Raw genomic sequence first — 19,551 nt, 5'->3', positions numbered from 1 at the left:
GGATCGCAATGGCGATCGCCGAGAACGGCGTCTGGGCAGCCGGCTTCAACACCATGGCGCAGCCGGCGGCAAAGGCCGGGCCGGCCTTGCGGGTGATCATCGCATTGGGGAAGTTCCAGGGCGTGATCGCCGCAACGACGCCGATCGGCTGCTTCATGACCAGGATGCGCTTGTCGGGCTGATGGCCGGGGATCAGGTCGCCATAGATGCGGCGCGCCTCTTCGGCAAACCACTCGACGAAGCTTGCACCGTAGACAATCTCGCCGGTCGCCTCAGTGAGCGGCTTGCCCTGCTCCAGCGTCAGGATGCGGCCGAGATCGTCCTTGTTCTCGATCATCAGCTCGAACCACTTGCGCAGCACGCCGGCGCGGTCCTTGGCCGTGCGCGCTGCCCAGGTCTTCTGGGCGACGCGCGCGGCCTCGATCGCAGCCCTGGTTTCCTTGGCGCCGAGCTTCGGCACCCGGCCGATGATCTCGCCCGTCGCCGGGTTGTTCACCTCGATCGCGTTTGCCGCGTCCGCCTCGATCCACGCGCCGCCAACGAGGGCTGCCTGGCGAAACAATGATGGGTCTTTAAACGACATGATCCGTCCTCTCTCAAATCCTACAGAACTTATACAACTTTTTTTTTGGAAACGGCAATGACCTCGAGTCGCCGTTTCTGCAATTTCCTGAGGCGCACAAGGCGCGCGGGCGCTCACGTTTCCATGCATCCAACCCGTTTCTTCGCCATCCGTCCTCATGTAGCGTTCGAAACGAATCAAACCATGGGCCGCCAGTCGGTCCGGCGGCGTTCCCAGGTTCACGCGACACCGAGAAGAGGCTTGTCCATGACGGCGACCGACAACAGAAAAGCTGACCATCCGATCGATGCCATGTTCATCGAGCGCTGGTCGCCCCGCGCCTTCACCAATGAGGAAATCGACGAAAAAACCCTGCTTTCCTTCTTCGAAGCGGCGCGTTGGGCGCCGTCTGCCAGCAACCGGCAACCCTGGCGCTTCGTCTATGCGCGCCGCGGCACAGATCGCTTCCCGGTGCTGCTCGACACGCTCGACGAGGGAAACCAGCGCTGGGCGAAGAACGCGGCGGCACTTCTGGTCGTGATTTCAAGAACGCACAATGCAGCGCAGAACGGCGAGATGCGGTACGCCTATACCCACGCCTTCGACACTGGGGCGGCCTGGTACAGCCTCGCTTTGCAGGCCTCGCTCGCGGGCTGGCACACCCATGGCATGGCCGGTATCGATCGCGACAAGGCGATGCACGCCCTGAATGTTCCCGAGCACTACCGGGTCGAAGCCGCCGTTGCGATCGGCCGGCTTGCCGATTCCTCGACATTGCCGGACGATCTGCGCGCACGCGAAATCCCGAGCCAACGCAAGCCGGTCGGCGAATTCGCCTTCGAGGGGCAGTTCAAGGGCGAATGAAGCACCAACAAAAAATCCCGGCTCTGAGGCCGGGATTTTCTTTTTATCTCTGCATGGGCCTCGATCAGATGTCGAGGTTTGCGACGCTCAGCGCATTTTCCTGAATGAACTCGCGACGCGGCTCGACCTCGTCTCCCATCAGACGCGAGAACAGGCCATCGGCGTCGGTGGCGTCGGTGACCCGGACCTGCAGCAGCGAGCGGACGTTCGGATCGAGCGTCGTTTCCCAGAGCTGCTCGGCGTTCATCTCACCCAGACCCTTGTAGCGCTGCATCGACAGGCCCTTGCGGCCAGCGGCAAAGATCGCGTCGAGAAGCGCACGCGGGCCGCTGACCTCCTGCGCGCCGTCCCGGCGACGCAATACCGGCGGTGCCGAGTAGATTTCTTTCAACTTTGACGCCAGTTGGTCGATATAGCGGGCATCGGACGAACCTATCAGCGCCATGTCGAGTACGGCGAATTCCTTGACGCCGCGAACCATGCGTTCGAACCGCAACCCGCCTTCGCTGGTAACTGTGCCGGTCCAGCCGCGCTCGGTTTCCTCGGCGATCACGTCGAGACGACGCGCGATCTCGGCGGCGGTCTTTTCGTACTCGTCGCGCTGGCCGTTGAGCTCGACGTTCAGCGCGCCGGCGATGGCCGCCTGCTCGACAATCGCCCGATTATAGCGCGAGTGAAGCCCGTTCATGAGGTTACGCAAGCGCAGGGCATCGGTGATCACCTCGCGCAGGTCCTGCCCGGCGCGGACTTCGCCCGATTCAAGCTGCAGCGTCGCTTCCTCGAGACCCATCGAGATCAGGTAGTCTTCGAGCGCCTGCTCGTTCTTGAGATACTGCGCCGACTTGCCGCGCGTCACCTTATAGAGCGGCGGCTGGGCGATATAGATGTGGCCGCGCTCGATCAGTTCCGGCATCTGCCGGAAGAAGAAAGTGAGCAGCAGGGTGCGGATGTGGGCGCCGTCGACGTCGGCGTCCGTCATGATGATGATCTTGTGGTAACGCAGCTTGTCGGCGTTGAACTCGTCCTTGCCGATCGACGTGCCGAGCGCGGTGATCAGCGTACCGATTTCCTGGCTCGACAGCATCTTGTCGAAGCGCGCACGCTCGACGTTGAGGATCTTGCCGCGCAGCGGCAGGATCGCCTGGTTTTCGCGCGACCGGCCCTGCTTGGCCGAACCACCCGCCGAGTCCCCTTCCACCAGGAAGACTTCGGACTTTGCCGGATCACGCTCGGAGCAGTCCGCCAGCTTGCCCGGCAGCGACGAGATGTCGAGCGCGCCCTTGCGGCGCGTCAGTTCGCGCGCCTTGCGGGCAGCTTCGCGGGCGGCAGCGGCTTCGACCACCTTGCCGACGAGGATCTTGGCTTCGGTCGGATGTTCTTCGAACCAGGTGCTGAGCGCCTCGTTGACGAGGCTTTCGACCACCGGTCGCACTTCCGACGACACCAGCTTGTCTTTGGTCTGCGACGAGAATTTCGGATCGGGAACCTTGACCGAAAGTACGGCCGTCAGGCCTTCGCGGCAGTCCTCGCCCTGGAGCGTGACCTTTTCTCTCTTTGTAATGCCGGACGTATCGGCATAGGACGTGACCTGCCGGGTCAACGCGCCACGGAAGCCCGCCATATGCGTGCCGCCGTCGCGCTGCGGGATGTTGTTGGTGAAGCAGAGCACGTTTTCGTGATAGCTGTCGTTCCACCACATCGCCACTTCGACGGTGATGCCGTCCTTCTCGCCGCGGATCGATACCGGCTTGTGCACCAGCGGCTTCTTCGCGCGGTCGAGATAGGCGACGTAGGCCTCAAGACCGCCCTCGTACATCATCTCGTCCTGGCGGATGTCCGAATGGCGCTTGTCGGTGAGGATGATATGAACGCCTGAATTCAGGAACGCGAGTTCGCGCAAGCGGTGCTCGAGCGTGTTGTAGTCGAACTCGGTCTTGGTGAAGGTCTCGCTGCTCGGCAGGAACGTCACCTCGGTCCCGGTCTCATCGCCGGCGTCGCCGGTAACGGCGAGAGAGCCGTCAGCGACACCGTGGGTGAAGCTCATCTCGTGAATCTTGCCTGCGCGCCGGATCTTCAGCTTGAGCGAAACCGAAAGCGCATTGACCACCGACACGCCGACGCCGTGCAGGCCGCCCGAAACCTTGTAGGAGTTCTGGTCGAACTTACCGCCGGCGTGCAGCTGGGTCATGATGACCTCGGCCGCCGAGACGCCCTCTTCCTTATGGATGTCAGTCGGGATGCCGCGACCGTTGTCGGTTACCGTCACCGAGCCGTCCGGATTGAGCGACACCGTCACGATGTCGGCATGGCCCGCAAGCGCTTCGTCGATCGCGTTGTCCACCACCTCGTACACCATGTGGTGCAGACCGGAGCCGTCGTCGGTGTCGCCGATATACATGCCCGGCCGCTTGCGTACGGCATCCAGGCCCTTCAGCACCTTGATGGAATCGGCACCATATTCGGCGCTGGCGCCGGTTTCGGTCTCAGGATTGTCGGTCATTCAGCTACGGGTCTTTCCAGGTTCTTCGGACATGGTGATTCGTTGCGAATCACGTCTCGGACGCCTCTTGGACTATAGAAAATTTGTCCAGGGTTCCAAATCCCGGACCGCCGCGCGGCGGCCGGAAACAAGCATTCATCCCCTGTCATTATCAGGAAATGTGGCTTTTTCCAAAACATCTTGCAGCTTGCGGATCGTCTCCGGAGACAAAGCGCGAATTTGTTCGCTCAATCGGTTGGCAAAGGCCGTGTGCTCCGGCGTCAGACCCGACGTGTCGAGCACCGTTTTTGGCGAGGAGACGTTGGCAATGCGGAACAGATCCTCCGCCTCGTCCCAGATCACGTTGAAGTAACCGGTGACGCGCTGGAGGAAGTCGAAGCTCGGCGCACCGCGCTTTCCATGCTCGAGCGCTGAGAGATAAGCGGCCGAGACGCCGATCGCCTTTGCCATCTCCTTCTGCGACACGCCCTTGCGGCGCCTGAGGTCGCGCAGAGCCTGGCCGAAGGGCGTCATAGCGCGCTGCCTCTCACGCGCGCCAGGCGGACGTAGAGCGCGCCGTCGCCGCCATGGTTACGGGCGGCCGGCTCATAGGACGAAATCAGCGGCCGGAATTCGGGAAGCGAGAACCAGAGTGGCACCGCCCGCTTCAAGGCGCCGTCGCTGCCGAACGAGGTGCCCTTGCCGGTAATGACGAGCACATGTCGCAGCCCCCGCTCGTGCGCCCGCAGCAGAAACTGCAGAAGAAGTCCGTGCGCTTCGCTCTGGATCATGCCGTGCAGGTCGATCCGGCCCTCAAGCACCAGGTGCCCCTTTGCCAGCTTGCGCTTGACCGGCCGCTCCAGTGGATGATGCACTTTTTCGCCGAGCTTCTTCGTCAGCGCTATGCCCGGCTGCTCGAGAGCTGTTGCCGGCTGGTGCGGCCGCTGCTTGCCCTTCGCCTCTTCCGGAGGTTTTGCCTGTTCGTCTTCGGCCAGAATCTCCATCAGGTCGGCGAGTCGACCGGCCATCGGTCTCGCCGAACGGGCAACCTTGCCCCAGAGAATGCGATCCTCGGCCGAGAGTTTCTTGTCCTTAGCCATGGCCGTAACGGGCCGCGGCCGCCTTGGGAACGAAGACGTAAAAGTCGGCCGCGTTGCGAACCGCTCCGGCCCGCTCACCGGCCTCGAAACCGGATCCGGTAAAGATATCGCCGCGAGCCGGGCCAACGATCGCCGAGCCGGTATCGAGCGCCAGCATCAGACGCTGGAAAGGTTTTCCGTCATCGAGCCGCGTCAGGCTCTCGCTCGCGATAAAGAAAGGAACGCCAAAGGTGTGGATCAGCCGATCAACTGCCAATGACCGGTTCGGTTCGAGCGAGACCTTGGCGGCGGCAATCGGCCCCAGCCGCTCGTCCTCGACTTCTGCCTCGCGGAAGAAGATGAATGACCGGTTGTGCCAGAGAACCTCATCGACCTCTTCGGGATGCGCTTCCAGCCAGTCGCGAATACTCATCATCGAAACGGTGGCGGCATCGATCTTGCCGCGCTCGATCAGCAATTTGCCAACGGCTGAGAAATAGTGCCCGGTCTTGGCCGAATAAGTGACGCGGCGGCGCGAACCATCCGGGAAGCGGAGTCGTGCGGCACCCTGGACATGAACGAAGAAGACCTCGACCTTGGACTTCGCATAGGCGATCTCCAGGCCGCGGCCGGCCAGATGGCCCTGCTCTATCGCTTGCCTGTCCGGATACTCGCTGATCCGGCCACCCTCGGAGAGACCGAAGGCGAAATAGGGATCCATCCCCTCCGGCCGGTTGCCATCGTGAACATCGACCAGATCGTCCGGTCGGCGGTAGAGCGGATAACGATAGGTCTCGTCCGCTTCGGTGCGGACATCGATCTCGGGCTCGTAAAAAGCCGTGACAAAACCGGAACCCGTTTCGGGCACGATCCGGAAGGGGACGAAATGCGCTTCGAAAAACGCCCGTGCGTTCTCTCCGCTACCAACCTGCTGCCGCGAGGCGGAGAAGGCCGGCAAAAGATCGTCGACTGAAATCCCGAGAGAACCCGCGCGATAGGGTTTGACCGTCGAGACATGCTGGTGACAGCGACGCATCGCCTCGATCACTGCGATCGGATCATCATGTTGCCAGCCCGGAAGCTCGGCGAAACGGGCTGGCTCAAGTCGATAGGACATGGGTACCGCGTCCGCTCAGTTTTCGGATTCGGTGGCGATCAGCTTCCAGTTCGGATCCCGCGAACGAATGTCGCGCGCGAAGGTCCAGAGATCGTTGACCTCCGCAACCGACTCGGCGTCGCCGTCAATCAGGCCGCCCTGCTTGTCATAGGTCGCCGAAATCAGCTGGCTGACGATGCGAACGGTGATGTTCTCTTCGCTGTCCTTCACTTCGGCGTGAATGATGTCTGCCTTGTCGATGCCGACGAAGGTGGACTTGACGACTTCGCCCTTGCGCTCGCGATCGGTGATCGCCGCGTCGAAGCCTTCATAGACCTCGCGGGACAGCAGATTCTTCAGCGTCTTTCGGTCGCCATCCGCGAAAGCCATGACGATCATCTCGTAGGCCATCTTGGCGCCGTTGACGAATTCCTTGGGATCGAAACCCTGATCCGCGTCGCTCAGCGCCCGCAACTGGGTGTTGAGCGTCGTTCCGGTCTTGGCGAAAGCGTCGATCATTTCGTAGCGGTTTGCTTCTTCGTCCGCATTCTCGCGGCGCGGCAGCTGCACGACCTTGCCCTTGTCGCCGTTTTCCGGCCCCTGGCTCATGTCGCGTGGCGAATACGGATCGAACGGCGGCCGCTCGCTCCCGGTCCGGCGGCCCAAGACGCTGCGCAGTTGCAGGAAAATGACCACCGCGGCGATCAGGAAAAAAAACGTGATGAAGTCAAAAGAGCCCATTTCCACCCGGAACCGCTGTTAGAATTTCTCGTGGCTATTCCATATAGTCCGCAAGGATAGATCATTCAAATGGCGATGTCGCACCCTTAGACGGGGATGTGACACCAGGTTTCATTTTCGGGCAGCATCGATGCGTTCATTTCTTATCCCCCTTGCCATCCTCGGGCTTCCGCTGGCCGAGATCGCCGGTTTCGTTGTCGTTGGCCGAGAGATCGGCCTCCTGATGACGTTGCTGCTGGTTCTTGCCAGTGCATTTGTCGGCGTTATCCTGCTGAGAGTCCAGGGATTTACCGTCATTCGGCGAATGCAGGACGCCACGCGCAACGGTAGCGACCCGGGCCGGGAGGTGCTTGGCGGCGCATTGTTGTTCGTCGCGGCGATCCTGCTGGTGGTGCCGGGCTTCGTCAGCGACGTGATCGGCCTCCTGCTGTTTCTGCCTTTCGTTCGAAATGCGGTTGCCGGTTTCCTGCGCAAGCGAATGACGATCGTGACCGCGGCATCCGGTGCCGGCTGGACACGGCCGCACGAATCGCGCCCCTCGCCGCGCGTCATCGATCTCGATGAGGGCGAATTCTCGCGAACGGACGACGAGGATCCGCCGCAGGTCGGCGATCGCCGCCAGCCCTAGCCAAGAGGCCACGGTGACAGAATGCGCGAACGGCACTCTATCGCCCATATTCCGGAGCATGCTTTCAGCTTTCCGCTTGGAGCAGAAACCCAGCGCCCGCTGGAAAGCGCCAGGCCCGCAGGGTTGTAAGCCCTAGGCCGAAATGCTAGATGGCCTCACCTATTTTTGTCGAGGAACCCTTATGACGACTGATACCGCATCCAACGGCAACGGCAGCGCGCAGCAGAGCCCGACGCTGAACATCCTCGCCCAGTATATCAAGGACCTTTCCTTCGAAAACCCGGGCGCGCCGCGTTCGCTGCAGGCCCGTGACAAGGCGCCGTCGATCAATATCAACGTCAACGTCAATGCCAACCCGCTCGCAGAGAACGATTTCGACGTCGTGCTCTCGCTGAACGCAGAAGCCAAGGACGGCGACCGCGTCCTGTTCAACGTCGAGCTCGCCTATGGCGGCGTCTTCCGCGTTGCCGGCTTCCCGCAGGAGCACATGCTGCCGCTGCTCTTCATCGAGTGCCCGCGCCTGCTGTTCCCGTTCGCCCGTCAGATCGTTGCCGACGCAACCCGCAACGGCGGCTTCCCGCCGCTGATGATCGACCCGATCGATTTCGCGCAGATGTTCGCTCAGCGCATGGCCGAAGAAAAGGTCCGCGCCCAGGTTTCGAACGAAACCGCAAACTGATCGAATTCCAGATTGCTGAAACGAAAAGCCCGGCCGATGTGCCGGGCTTTTTCGTATCTGCCTTAGTCCTGGGGGTCGTATTTTGCCCAGATCGCCTTGGCGCCGATCTTCGCGATCAACGCCGCGTGGGCGGCCAGGTCCGCCTCCGAGAGCCGGTTCGGCAAGGGACGCGGCCGCTGGCCGACAAGGATCGGCGCGTCGTCGAGTTCGATTGCCTGATCGGTCGATCTGCTGGACACAAGGCCGAGTGCTGCCTGACGGCCGCCGATCATCTCGATGTAGACTTCCGCCAGCAGTTCGGAGTCGAGAAGCGCGCCGTGCTTGGCGCGGTGCGAGTTGTCGATACCGTAGCGACGGCAAAGCGCGTCCAGCGAGTTCGGCCCCATCGGGTGTTTGCGGCGGGCAAGCGCCAGCGTGTCGGTCACGCGCTCGATGGCGATCGGCGGCATGCCCAGACGCGCAAACTCGGCGTTGATGAAGCCCATGTCGAAGGTGGCGTTGTGCGCGACCCAACGGGCGTCGCCGAAAAACTCGAGGATCTGGTCGACCACATCGGCAAATGGCGGCTTGTCCTTCAGGGACTCGTCGGTGATCCCGTGGATGGCGAGCGCATCCGGGTGAACCTTGCGGTTGCCGGGATTGATGAAGATGTGCAGCGTGCGGCCGGTCGGAAATTGGTTCTCGAGCTCGACACCGCCGATTTCGATCACCCGGTCCTCGCGATTGTCGAGGCCTGTCGTTTCCGTATCGAAGATGATCTCACGCATCCGCGTCTCCGTTGCTGGCTGCGAGTTGGTCGACGACGGCCTTCACCTGGGCCCGGGTGACGTCGAAACTGTCGCTGGTATCGATGATGTAGTCGGCGCGTTTACGCTTTTCGCTGTCCGGCACCTGACGCGCAAGGATCATCGCAAGTTTTTCCTCGGTCATTCCTGGGCGCTTCAGCGCCCTTTGGCGCTGAAGCTCGACCGAACAGGTCACGACGACGACGCGATCGACCCGCTTGTCCGCACCCGTTTCAAACAGGAGAGGAATGTCGAGGACGACGAAGGGCGCGCTGGCGGCCTGGTTTTCCGCGAGGAACTCCTGCTCCTTGCCGCGCACCAGCGGATGGACGATCGCCTCAAGCTCGCGCAGCCGTTCCGGCGCCTGCATAAGCTGGCGCGAGAGCTCGGCGCGATCGACTTTTCCATCTCTCGTGCTTCCGGGAAACGCCGCTTCCACCGGCGCCACCGCCTCGCCGCTATAGAGCTGATGCACGACCTCGTCGGCATCGTTCACCGGGACGCCGAAGTCGCGAAACATCTGGGCGGTCGTCGACTTGCCCATGGCAATTGATCCGGTGAGCCCAAGGATAATCATCAGTGCCTGTCCATGTCGTCGATAATCAATTGTCGAAGGTCGGCGTCCACCATCGGCCGACAGCCGAACCAGAGTTCGAAGCCGGGCACCGCCTGGTGCAGAAGCATGCCCAAACCGTCGACGATCGCAAGGCCCTGCACCTCTGCCTGCGCCAGGATCGGCGTCTTCAACGGAACATAGACAATATCCGTGACGACTGCGCTCGAAGCCATAACGCCGAAGTCGATCGCCGGTGCTTCGCTGCCGTCCATGCCGAGCGAGGTGGTATTGATGAACAGGCCTGCGCCGGTCATCACGTCCTTGAGTGCGCCCATCGGATGGGCTTCCACCGCCGGACCGAACCGGTCGGCAAGTTCCTGCGCCCGTTCGACGGTGCGATTGACGACATGGATCGTCTTGATGCCGCGATCACGAACAGCCTGGATGATCGCCCGGCTGGCACCGCCGGCGCCGAGAATGACTGCCGTCGACGTCCGGTCCCAGCCGGCCGCCCGCTCGTCGAGGTTGGCAACGAAGCCGCGGCCGTCGGTATTGGTGGCATGCACCTTTCCGTCCTGAACCCAGAGCGTGTTGGCGGCGCCGAGTTCCTGGCTGAGCTCATCCGGCTGATCCACCAGCCGACAGGCCACTTCCTTGTGCGGGATGGTCACATTGCCGCCGCAGAAACCGGATGTCCCGTCCTTGAGGCTGGCAATGAAGGCGGCGAATTCTTCCGGCTTGACCTCGTGCGCTCGATAGCTGCCGGGCAGACCGAGCTGTTTCAGCCAATAGCCATGGATCAACGGCGACCGGGAATGCTTGATCGGATAGCCGGTGACGAAGGCGTGGTTAACAAATGTTTCACGTGAATCACGCATCGATCGTTCCCAGTTCACGGAGTTTGGCAAGCAGCGGCAGCATCGGGAGACCGAGGATGGTGAAGTAGTCGCCCTCGATCTTTTCGAAGAGCTGGATGCCCTCGCCTTCCAGCTGGTAGGCGCCGACGCTCGAAAGCGCCTTTTCGCCGACACGCTCTAGATGACGCTCGACGAAATCTGCCGTCAGCGGGCGCACGGTCATGTGGGCAGAAGACACATGGCGCCAGATGACGTCTTCGCCACGCAAAAGGACGACGGCACTGTTCAGGCGGTGCGTCTGGCCGGAGAGCGAAAGCAGATGTGCGGCGGCTTCCGCCATGGTCTTCGGCTTGTGGTAGACCCGCGACCCCAATGACATTGTCTGATCGGAACCGATCACCAGCGCGTCTGCGAAATACCTGGCGACATCGCGTGCCTTTGCTTCCGCCAGTTCGAGCGCAACCGTTTCGGGCGCAGCGCCCTTATCCTCAAGCGGCTTTTCCAGCGCGCGCTCGTCGATCTCGGCTGCCTTCGCTTCAAAGACCAGGCCGGCATTCTCCAGGAGCGCCCGGCGAAACGGGCTGGCCGAAGCCAGGACGAGCGAAGATGTCATCATTCAAGTTCCCGAATTGTTCGAATCCGCTCTAACGCAGACGTGGACGCAGGGCAACGATTGCCGCTGCCGTTTCCTCTATCGAACGGCGGGTGACATCGATGACGGGCCAATTGTTGCGCGCACAGAGCGACCGGGCATATTTCAGTTCCTCGGTGATCGAGGCCTTGTCGGTGTACTCATCGCCGTGAAAGCCTTGCGTCGTTCCGAGCACCCGGTGCTGGCGCACTTGCGAGATACGGTCGGCCGTCGCGATCAACCCGACGACGAGCGGCTTCGTCGCTTCCATCAATCTTTCAGGCAACGGTACGCCGGGGACGATCGGGATGTTCGCTGTCTTGATGCCGCGGTTGGCGAGATAGATGCTGGTCGGCGTCTTCGACGTCCGGCTGATGCCAATGAGGACGACATCCGCGTCGTCGAAATCGGCCGGCAGCTGACCGTCGTCATGGTCCATGGTGAAATTGAGCGCGTCGATGCGCGCGAAATATTCCGCATCCATCACATGCTGAGCACCGGATCTCCGCCGCGACGGGGATCCCAGATAGGACTGAAAGAGGTCGATGATGGGATCCAGCACGGAGACGCAAGGGACGCCCATCTCGCGGCAACGGCGATCGATGATATCGGCGAGTTCGCGGTCGACGATTGTATAGAGAACGATGCCCGGTGCGCCGTCGATCGCGTCGAGAACCTGCAGCAGCTGTTTGCGGTTCCGGATCAGCGGATAGACGTGCTCGAGCGCATGCGAGCTTTGAAATTGGGCCGCGGCGGCGCGCCCGGCAGCAATCAGAGTCTCGCCCGTTGAGTCCGAAATCAGGTGAAGGTGGAAGTAGTTTTTCTTGTTCTCCACGCAATTCTCCTGGTGCTGTTGATAAGCCGGGATGAAACACAGCTAACGACGGGGCCTGGATCCAGGCAAGTGGAAAACAGCCGAGTTATTCACAATTGGGGCTGCGGCGGACATTGTTTCGCGGCGGATGTGGACAAGACTCACGGCGCGGACAAAGTGTCACGCATATCAACTGCTTTTCCACAGGCGCGTCAAAAATCGAAAGCGACTTAAAGAACTGATTCAAAATGCCTTTCTGAGATTGACCACGTTGTTTTTCCAGAGATCGGACTCATTCTCCCTTAGCCGGGCGTCGTGACCGCCGGTCGTGGACAAGTCAGTGCGTTGTTTTAATCCTTGATACCCACCGACTCTAAGAAATAGAAACCTTCTAAATATCTTTGATTTTAAATTGGGAGAGACGATCCGTGACCGAAACACGCAGAAAGGTTCTGGAGGTTTTGGCAGGGAAGACGGTGTCACCTCCTCCGATCTGGCTCATGCGCCAGGCGGGACGCTACCTGCCCGAGTACAGGACAACGCGCGCCGTAGCCGGAAGCTTCCTCGATCTTTGCTACACGCCCGATCTCGCAGTCGAGGTCACGTTGCAGCCGATCCGTCGCTACGCTTTCGATGCCGCCATTCTCTTCTCCGACATCCTGGTCATTCCCGATGCGCTGAAACGCAACGTGCGCTTCGAGGAAGGCCATGGGCCACGAATGGACCCGATCGATGCTGATGGTATCCGTCTCCTGAAGCCTGAGGGCATCTCTGAACACCTCCAGCCGGTCTTTGAGACGGTTTCGCGGTTGCGCGCAGAGCTTCCCTCGGAAACGACGCTGCTCGGCTTCTGTGGCGCTCCCTGGACGGTTGCGACCTATATGATCGCCGGCCAGGGGACGCCGGACCAGGCCCCTGCCCGTCTCTTCGCGTATCGCAATCCCGAGGCCTTCGATCATCTGCTCGCCTTTCTGGCGGATGTATCGGCTGAATATCTCGTGCGACAGATCGATGCCGGCGCCGATGCCGTGCAGATCTTCGATTCCTGGGCAGGTGTTCTCGGTGAGGAGGAATTCGCCCGCTACGCCGTCAAGCCGGTGCAGCGGATCATCGCCTCCGTTCGGGCGCAGCGGCCGCAGGCAAGGATCATCGCCTTTGCGAAGGGCGCGGGGCAGCTGTTGAACGGATATCGGCAGGCGACCGGTGCTGACGCGATCGGTCTCGACTGGACCGTTCCGCTTTCCTTTGCGAAGGATCTGCAGAAGGAAGGGCCGATACAGGGCAATCTCGATCCGATGCGGGTCGTTGCCGGCGGCGTGGCGCTTGAGGAAGGCATTGACCGCATTCTCGACGCACTCGGTCACGGTCCGCTGATCTTCAATCTCGGCCATGGCATAACGCCGCAGGCCGATCCCGATCATGTCTCGGCGCTGGTTGCCCGGGTTCGTGGAGCGCGGTGATGGCGGAGAAGCAGACCGACCGGGCGCCGGGCAACAGGGCGCGGCTCAGGGCAGCGATCGCGCTTGGTGCGTTCGTGGCGCTTCTCGTCGGTCTGTTCGTCTGGCGCCCGGATGATCTCTATCTCTGGATCAAGGCGCTGCATGTTATCGCCGTGATGTCGTGGATGGCGGCGTTGCTCTACATGCCCAGGCTGTTCATCTACCACACGGATGCGGAGCCCGGCTCCGCCCAGTCGGAAACCTTCAAGATGATGGAGTTGCGGCTCCTGAAGGTCATCATGAACCCGGCCATGATGATTTCCTGGGTGCTCGGGCTTTATCTGGCCTGGAGCGTTTATGGCTTCCAGGGTGGCTGGCTGCATGCCAAGCTTCTGTTCGTGGTGCTGCTGACCGGTGTCCACATGCGTTTCAGCCGTGCTGTGCGCGCCTTTCAGCGCGACGAGAACAGGCACGATGCGCGCTATTGGCGGTTGATGAACGAGGCGCCTACCCTCTTGATGATCCTCATCGTCATCATGGTCGTCGTGAAGCCATTCTGAATTTAATCGATTTGCGGCCTGTCATAGGCGTTTCTAATTTGCGACAGCCCCTTGCAGGGTTTCACGTGAATCGCTATTTTCTGCCATCTCCTCTTCATGGCTTGTGACAAAGACAAGAGCCTGCCCCTTCCTGCTGCAGCTCCCTAACGAATACTCGCCATCTCCCCACTACCCATACCAAACATGGATCCTTCATGGCTGAAATGAAGCTACAAGAACTCAAGAACAAGACGCCGACCGATCTGCTCGCTTTCGCCGAGGAGCTCGAGGTGGAGAACGCCAGCACGATGCGCAAGCAGGAGCTGATGTTCGCAATCCTCAAGATGCTCGCGGCCCAGGATATCGAGATTATCGGTGAAGGCGTCGTTGAAGTGCTCCAGGACGGCTTCGGCTTTCTGCGCTCGGCGAATGCAAACTACCTCCCCGGTCCGGACGATATCTACATCTCGCCCTCCCAGATCCGCCGCTTCTCGCTGAAGACCGGCGACACGGTCGAGGGTCCGATCCGCGGACCGAAGGAAGGCGAGCGCTACTTCGCCCTCCTCAAGGTCAACACCATCAACTTCGATGATCCGGAAAAGATCCGTCACAAGGTTCACTTCGACAACCTGACGCCGCTTTACCCGAACGAGCGCTTCAAGATGGAACTCGACGTTCCGACCTCGAAGGATCTGTCGGCCCGGGTCATCGACCTGGTTGCGCCGCTCGGCAAAGGCCAGCGCGGCCTCATCGTCGCTCCGCCGCGCACCGGTAAGACTGTTCTCCTGCAGAACATCGCCCATTCGATCACCGCGAACCATCCGGAATGCTACCTGATCGTTCTCCTGATCGACGAACGTCCCGAAGAAGTGACGGACATGCAGCGCTCGGTGAAGGGCGAAGTCGTGTCCTCGACCTTCGATGAGCCGGCGACCCGCCACGTACAGGTCGCCGAGATGGTGATCGAAAAGGCCAAGCGCCTCGTGGAACACGGCCGTGACGTCGTTATCCTGCTTGACTCGATCACCCGCCTCGGCCGCGCCTACAACACCGTTGTTCCGTCATCGGGCAAGGTCTTGACCGGTGGTGTCGACGCCAATGCTCTGCAGCGCCCGAAGCGCTTCTTCGGTGCCGCCCGTAACATCGAAGAAGGCGGCTCGTTGACGATCATCGCGACGGCGCTGATCGACACCGGCAGCCGCATGGACGAAGTGATCTTCGAAGAGTTCAAGGGCACAGGCAACTCGGAAATCGTGCTCGACCGCAAGGTCGCCGACAAGCGCATCTTCCCGGCGATGGACATTCTCAAGTCCGGTACGCGTAAGGAAGACCTGCTCGTTCCGCGCCAGGATCTGCAAAAGATCTTCGTGCTGCGCCGTATTCTGGCGCCGATGGGCACGACCGACGCAATCGAGTTCCTCATCGACAAGCTCAAGCAGACGAAGAACAACGGCGATTTCTTCGACTCGATGAACACCTAAGACGCGTTCATCATCCGACTTCGGGACCGGTCGACCACGCGTCGGCCGGTTTTCTCGTTTCAAAACCTTAGCCGGATTCTCCGGTCATTCGATTCGGTTTCGCAACAATCTCCGACTAGGCCCGCAATCAGACAGACACCGTTTCTGCTGATTCACGTGAAACACCTACCCACCGTGAAATACGAGGATGCGGCGAGGCCTTGAAATTTCGGCATTCTTTCGGCATAAGCACGCCGACCCATTGAGATAGCGTTTGCCCCGCGTGAGCGCGCTCCGCGAAGCGGAACGATCCGGTCCGGAACTTCGACGATCCCCATTGCATCGACCATCGACGCGCCCTGCGTGTCCGCGGTCTTTTCAGGTGAGCCCATGACAGCGACGCACACGATTTATGCGCTTTCCAGCGGATCTCTGCCCGCCGGCGTCGCAGTCGTGCGTATCAGCGGCGGGCGCACCGAAGCGGTGTTGCAGGCGTTGTGTGGTGGTGTGCCAACACCTCGGTCGGCGACATTGAGATCGATTCGGTCCCGTAACGGCGATGTCATCGACAGCGGCCTTGTTCTCTATTTTCGCGGACCTGCCTCCTTTACAGGAGAAGACTGCGCCGAGCTTCAGATCCATGGTGGTCGGGCGGCAGTAAACGCCTTGCTTGAGGAACTCTCGAAGCTCGAGGGTTTGCGCCATGCGGAAGCCGGTGAGTTTTCGCGCCGCGCCTTCCAGAACGGCAAGCTTGACCTGGTCGAGGTGGAGGGTCTCGCCGACCTGATTGCTGCGGAAACCGAGATGCAGCGCCGGCTCGCTATCGAACACTCCGGCGGTGGACAATCAAAGATCTATGCCGGCTGGGCGAAGCGCTTGACCCATGCGCGGGCGATGATCGAGGCCGAGCTCGATTTTGCCGATGAAGACGATGTGCCGGGCTCGGTCAGCGAGCGCATCTGGCAGGATATGTCCATGCTGTCGCAAGAGATAGCAGCACATATTGCCGATGCGCCGATCGCGGAGATCATCCGCGACGGCCTGAAGATCGTCATCGCCGGTGCGCCGAACGCCGGCAAGTCGAGTTTGCTCAATGCACTGGCCCAGCGTGACATTGCAATCGTCACCGAGATTGCCGGTACGACCCGCGACGTTCTTTCCGTGGACCTTTCCTTAGCCGGATTCTCCGTTAAGCTCTACGATACGGCGGGGCTGCGGGAAACCGACGAGAAAGTAGAACAAGAAGGTATTCGTCGCGCACGAGAAATTATCGAGCGAGCGGATCTGATCTTGCTACTGGCCGAAACGCCCGATGGTTTTGATATCGCGTCCGACCTCGCATCCGACGCGACGCCCGTGCTACGTGTCGGAACCAAAATTGATCGCGGCAGTGATCTTTGGTGCGAAGGTTCCGCGGATGTGTTGGTCTCGACGAAAAGCGGCGAAGGCATGGAGGGTCTGCTGGACGCGATCGCGGCGCATCTGCCGGATCTCAGTGGGCGGACCTCGCTGTCGCTGCCTTCGCGGCGGCGCCATGTCGATAGTCTCCGGCAGGCGCAGCGGTCGATCGACGACAGCTTGGCAAGGCAGGACTTGGGGCTGGATATACGCGCGGAACTGTTGCGCCTTGCTGGTGACGCAATTGGACGGATAACCGGCCGCGTGGATGTTGAGAACCTTCTCGATGTGATATTTTCTGAATTCTGTATCGGGAAATAACCAGTAGGCCAGAGTAATACAACGTGTGCGAGTCCTTCGTCGTGTTTCACGTGAAACGATTCGTGCCGGGTCAACCCCGGAGAAGAGGCAATGATGCAATTTGACGTAATCGTCATTGGCGGTGGCCATGCCGGCTGCGAAGCCGCGGCTGCGGCTGCGCGTCTGGGCGCCAACACCGCGTTGATCACGCACAAGGCATCCACGATCGGCGTTATGTCCTGCAACCCGGCGATCGGCGGCTTGGGAAAAGGACATCTGGTCCGCGAGATCGACGCGATGGACGGCTTGATGGGGCGCGTCGCTGATGCCGGCGGTATTCAGTTTCGTTTGCTCAACCGCCGTAAGGGTCCGGCGGTGCGCGGACCGCGTACGCAAGCCGATCGCCGCCTTTATCGCGAAGCCATGCAGCGGGAGATCGCTGCCATCGAGAATCTGACCGTTATCGAGGGCGACGCCTTCGACCTTCTGGAAGAGCAAGGCCGCATCCACGGTGTCGTCATGAAGGACGGCCGCAGCTTTCAAGCGAACTCCGTTGTTCTGACGACGGGCACGTTCTTGAAGGGTCTCATCCATATTGGCGATCAGAAGATACCGGCCGGTCGCGTCGGTGAGGAACCGTCCGTCGGGCTCTCGGGAACGTTGCTGCGTTTTGGGTTGCGGCTCGGCCGCCTGAAGACCGGAACGCCCGCCCGCCTGGATGGACGCACCATCGACTGGGCGCGTGTTGGCCGGCAAGGTCCAGACGAAGATCCTGTGCCCTTCTCGTTCATGACCGACGGGATCGTGAATCGCCAGATCGATTGCGGTGTGACGCGGACGACGGAAGAGACGCACAAGATTATTACCGACAATATCGGCAAGTCGGCGATGTACTCGGGACAGATCGAGGGTGTCGGACCGCGCTATTGTCCGTCCATCGAGGACAAGATCGTACGATTCGGCGAGCGTGATGGTCACCAGATCTTCCTGGAACCGGAGGGTCTCGACGACGATACGATCTACCCGAACGGCATTTCGACGTCGCTGCCGGCTGACATCCAGGAAGCCTTTATCAAGACGATCCCAGGATTGGAGAATGTCGCGATACTGCAGCCTGGTTATGCCATCGAGTACGATCACGTCGACCCGCGTGAACTGAACGCGACCCTTGCCGTCCGCAAGATGCCAGGGCTTTTCCTCGCCGGGCAAATCAACGGTACCACCGGCTATGAGGAAGCCGGGGCGCAAGGTCTTGTTGCCGGCTTGAACGCCGCTTTGGCCGCGACCAACCGTCCCGAAATCGTGTTCAGCCGAACGCAGTCCTATATTGGTGTCATGATCGACGACCTGACGTCGCGTGGAATCACCGAGCCCTATCGCATGTTCACCTCCCGCGCGGAGTATCGATTGTCGCTGCGGGCCGACAATGCCGATGCGCGCCTGACACCGCTTGCAATGGAGGTCGGCTGCATCTCGGCTGCGCGGCGCGAACGCTTTGTCGATTGGCGCGCGCGTTTCGACGAAGGGCGTGCCCTGTTGAAAAGCCTCTCGGTAACCCCGGCTGAAGGTAACCGTCATGGCCTTAAGCTCAACCAGGATGGCCAACGGCGCACTGCTTTCGAGATCCTGTCCTATCCCGATCAGTCGATTGCCGGCTTGCAGCCCATCTGGCCCGAGCTGTTGTCGATTGGTCCGCGCGTCGTTGAGGCGCTTGAGATCGATGCGGTCTATGCGGTCTATATGGATCGGCAGGCAGCGGATATCGCCGGCATTCAGCGCGAGGAAAATCTTGCCATACCCGATGGCTTCGACTTCGATATGCTCTCGGGCCTCTCCAACGAGTTGAAGCAGAAGCTGAAGCAGCAGGCGCCCCGCAATCTGGCTCACGTGATGAAGGTCGACGGTATGACGCCGGCAGCAGCATCGCTGATCCTGGCGTGGGTGAAGCGACAGAACCGAACCGTAGAGCGTGTAGAAAAGGCCGGCGTACAATGAAGGCGAGTCCAATCGATGTGTTGAACGGACTGCGTGTTTCACGTGAAACGAATGAACGGCTGGAGCATTTTGCCAAGCTCTTTCAGAAGTGGGCGAAGTCGATCAATCTCGTTGCGCCGTCCACTATCGAGGATCTTTGGCGTCGGCACATTGTCGATAGCTTGCAGCTCGCGCAGTTGTCGCCCGGTCCGAAGACCTGGGTCGATCTCGGCAGCGGTGGCGGCTTTCCAGGTGTCATCACGGCGATCTATCTCGCCGAACTTGGCGACGGTTGGGTCCATCTCGTTGAAAGCAACAACAAGAAGGCTGCCTTTCTGCGTGTAGCTCTGGCCGAAACGGGTGCGCGCGGCTCGGTTCACCCGGTTCGAATCGAAGAAGCAGGCGCATTGATTCCCCGCGCGGACGCGGTTTCGGCGCGCGCGCTCGCGGATTTGACCTTGCTGCTCGACTATTCTGCGCCATGGATGACGGCGAAGGAGCAGAAAGCGGTCGCCTACTTCCACAAAGGGCGGGATTACCAGCGCGAAATCGACAAAGCCGTTGGCCGCTATCAGTTTGATCTGGTAAAACATCCAAGCGTGGTCGAGCCGGATTCTGTCGTGCTCGAGATCGCAAATCTGGCGCGCAGGGCCCAGTGATCGCGAGCGGA

General features: G+C 60.8%; 20 protein-coding genes. 9 read left to right on the top strand and 11 right to left on the bottom strand.

The features are described 5' to 3' along the window. On the bottom strand, window positions 1-583 hold a 583-nt coding region (locus IB272_RS13740; protein ID WP_192444458.1), incomplete at its 3' end, for an aldehyde dehydrogenase family protein. 246 nt (window positions 584-829) lie between these two features. On the opposite strand from IB272_RS13740, the gene IB272_RS13735 reads away from it, so the two are divergent. Further along, window positions 830-1,426, top strand: a complete 597-nt coding sequence (locus tag IB272_RS13735) for a nitroreductase family protein (protein ID WP_113135349.1) — start codon at window positions 830-832, stop codon at window positions 1,424-1,426. A 64-nt stretch (window positions 1,427-1,490) separates the two neighbouring features. On the opposite strand, the gene gyrB is transcribed toward IB272_RS13735, so the two are convergent. The 5 genes from gyrB to IB272_RS13710 all read right to left on the bottom strand — a co-directional run bounded on the left by gyrB (window position 1,491) and on the right by IB272_RS13710 (window position 6,821). Beyond that, window positions 1,491-3,926, bottom strand: a complete 2,436-nt coding sequence (gyrB, locus tag IB272_RS13730; RefSeq protein WP_034800121.1) for a DNA topoisomerase (ATP-hydrolyzing) subunit B — start codon at window positions 3,924-3,926, stop codon at window positions 1,491-1,493. A 135-nt stretch (window positions 3,927-4,061) separates the two neighbouring features. Further along, window positions 4,062-4,439, bottom strand: coding sequence for a helix-turn-helix domain-containing protein (locus IB272_RS13725; protein WP_034800122.1), 378 nt, complete (start codon window positions 4,437-4,439; stop codon window positions 4,062-4,064). After that, window positions 4,436-5,005 (bottom strand): Smr/MutS family protein, encoded by a 570-nt coding sequence (locus tag IB272_RS13720; RefSeq protein WP_060583750.1) that lies wholly within the window; start codon window positions 5,003-5,005, stop codon window positions 4,436-4,438. Before IB272_RS13720 ends, IB272_RS13725 begins: the two co-directional genes overlap by 4 nt. Then, the gene (locus IB272_RS13715) at window positions 4,998-6,101 is read right to left on the bottom strand and encodes a murein transglycosylase A (RefSeq protein WP_060583749.1); all 1,104 of its coding nucleotides are present in this window, start codon (window positions 6,099-6,101) and stop codon (window positions 4,998-5,000) included. Before IB272_RS13715 ends, IB272_RS13720 begins: the two co-directional genes overlap by 8 nt. Before the next feature lie 15 nt (window positions 6,102-6,116). Then, window positions 6,117-6,821: a Tim44/TimA family putative adaptor protein gene (locus IB272_RS13710; RefSeq protein ID WP_034800130.1), complete on the bottom strand. Its 705-nt coding sequence runs from the start codon at window positions 6,819-6,821 to the stop codon at window positions 6,117-6,119. Window positions 6,822-6,951: 130 nt separating this feature from the next. Between IB272_RS13710 and IB272_RS13705 the strand changes: the two genes are divergently transcribed. Both IB272_RS13705 and secB read left to right on the top strand, forming a co-directional pair. Then, window positions 6,952-7,449 carry an FxsA family protein gene (locus tag IB272_RS13705; RefSeq protein ID WP_060583747.1) on the top strand — a complete coding sequence of 166 codons (498 nt, stop codon included), beginning with the start codon at window positions 6,952-6,954 and terminating at the stop codon, window positions 7,447-7,449. Between the two features lie 181 nt (window positions 7,450-7,630). Continuing rightward, the gene (gene secB / locus IB272_RS13700) at window positions 7,631-8,128 is read left to right on the top strand and encodes a protein-export chaperone SecB (RefSeq protein ID WP_060521526.1); all 498 of its coding nucleotides are present in this window, start codon (window positions 7,631-7,633) and stop codon (window positions 8,126-8,128) included. Window positions 8,129-8,190: 62 nt separating this feature from the next. On the opposite strand, the gene dnaQ is transcribed toward secB, so the two are convergent. Genes dnaQ through IB272_RS13675 form a run of 5 tightly spaced genes read right to left on the bottom strand, consistent with a single transcriptional unit; the run spans window position 8,191 to window position 11,792 of the window. Further along, a complete protein-coding gene (gene dnaQ, locus IB272_RS13695; protein ID WP_060583746.1) occupies window positions 8,191-8,895 on the bottom strand; it encodes a DNA polymerase III subunit epsilon in 705 nt (234 codons plus the stop codon). Continuing rightward, window positions 8,888-9,490 carry a dephospho-CoA kinase gene (gene coaE, locus IB272_RS13690; protein WP_060583744.1) on the bottom strand — a complete coding sequence of 201 codons (603 nt, stop codon included), beginning with the start codon at window positions 9,488-9,490 and terminating at the stop codon, window positions 8,888-8,890. The genes dnaQ and coaE overlap by 8 nt, the downstream gene beginning before the upstream one ends. Further along, window positions 9,490-10,347 (bottom strand): shikimate dehydrogenase, encoded by an 858-nt coding sequence (locus IB272_RS13685; protein WP_060583740.1) that lies wholly within the window; start codon window positions 10,345-10,347, stop codon window positions 9,490-9,492. The genes coaE and IB272_RS13685 overlap by 1 nt, the downstream gene beginning before the upstream one ends. Next, window positions 10,340-10,939 (bottom strand): Maf-like protein, encoded by a 600-nt coding sequence (locus tag IB272_RS13680; protein WP_060521587.1) that lies wholly within the window; start codon window positions 10,937-10,939, stop codon window positions 10,340-10,342. Before IB272_RS13680 ends, IB272_RS13685 begins: the two co-directional genes overlap by 8 nt. Window positions 10,940-10,970: 31 nt before the next feature. Further along, window positions 10,971-11,792 (bottom strand): pyruvate, water dikinase regulatory protein, encoded by an 822-nt coding sequence (locus tag IB272_RS13675; RefSeq protein WP_034800138.1) that lies wholly within the window; start codon window positions 11,790-11,792, stop codon window positions 10,971-10,973. A gap of 407 nt (window positions 11,793-12,199) precedes the next feature. On the opposite strand from IB272_RS13675, the gene hemE reads away from it, so the two are divergent. From hemE to rsmG, 6 genes are all read left to right on the top strand, one after another. Beyond that, a complete protein-coding gene (gene hemE / locus IB272_RS13670; protein ID WP_060583738.1) occupies window positions 12,200-13,231 on the top strand; it encodes a uroporphyrinogen decarboxylase in 1,032 nt (343 codons plus the stop codon). Further along, window positions 13,228-13,770: a protoporphyrinogen oxidase HemJ gene (gene hemJ / locus IB272_RS13665; RefSeq protein ID WP_089044253.1), complete on the top strand. Its 543-nt coding sequence runs from the start codon at window positions 13,228-13,230 to the stop codon at window positions 13,768-13,770. Before hemE ends, hemJ begins: the two co-directional genes overlap by 4 nt. A 194-nt stretch (window positions 13,771-13,964) precedes the next feature. Further along, window positions 13,965-15,230 carry a transcription termination factor Rho gene (gene rho / locus IB272_RS13660; protein ID WP_089044254.1) on the top strand — a complete coding sequence of 422 codons (1,266 nt, stop codon included), beginning with the start codon at window positions 13,965-13,967 and terminating at the stop codon, window positions 15,228-15,230. Between the two features lie 369 nt (window positions 15,231-15,599). Further along, window positions 15,600-16,928 carry a tRNA uridine-5-carboxymethylaminomethyl(34) synthesis GTPase MnmE gene (mnmE, locus tag IB272_RS13655; RefSeq protein WP_060583733.1) on the top strand — a complete coding sequence of 443 codons (1,329 nt, stop codon included), beginning with the start codon at window positions 15,600-15,602 and terminating at the stop codon, window positions 16,926-16,928. Window positions 16,929-17,018: 90 nt separating this feature from the next. Then, complete coding sequence (gene mnmG, locus IB272_RS13650) at window positions 17,019-18,902, top strand: tRNA uridine-5-carboxymethylaminomethyl(34) synthesis enzyme MnmG (RefSeq protein ID WP_113135348.1); 1,884 nt, start codon at window positions 17,019-17,021, stop codon at window positions 18,900-18,902. Then, window positions 18,899-19,540, top strand: a complete 642-nt coding sequence (gene rsmG / locus IB272_RS13645) for a 16S rRNA (guanine(527)-N(7))-methyltransferase RsmG (RefSeq protein WP_034800144.1) — start codon at window positions 18,899-18,901, stop codon at window positions 19,538-19,540. Before mnmG ends, rsmG begins: the two co-directional genes overlap by 4 nt. The last annotated feature ends 11 nt before the right edge of the window (window positions 19,541-19,551 follow it).

The sequence above is a fragment of the Ensifer sp. ENS08 genome (assembly GCF_014852195.1).
Lineage (GTDB): Bacteria > Pseudomonadota > Alphaproteobacteria > Rhizobiales > Rhizobiaceae > Ensifer > Ensifer adhaerens.
Note: the sequence above shows the minus strand (reverse complement) of the source record. Positions and strands in the feature narration are given on the sequence as shown.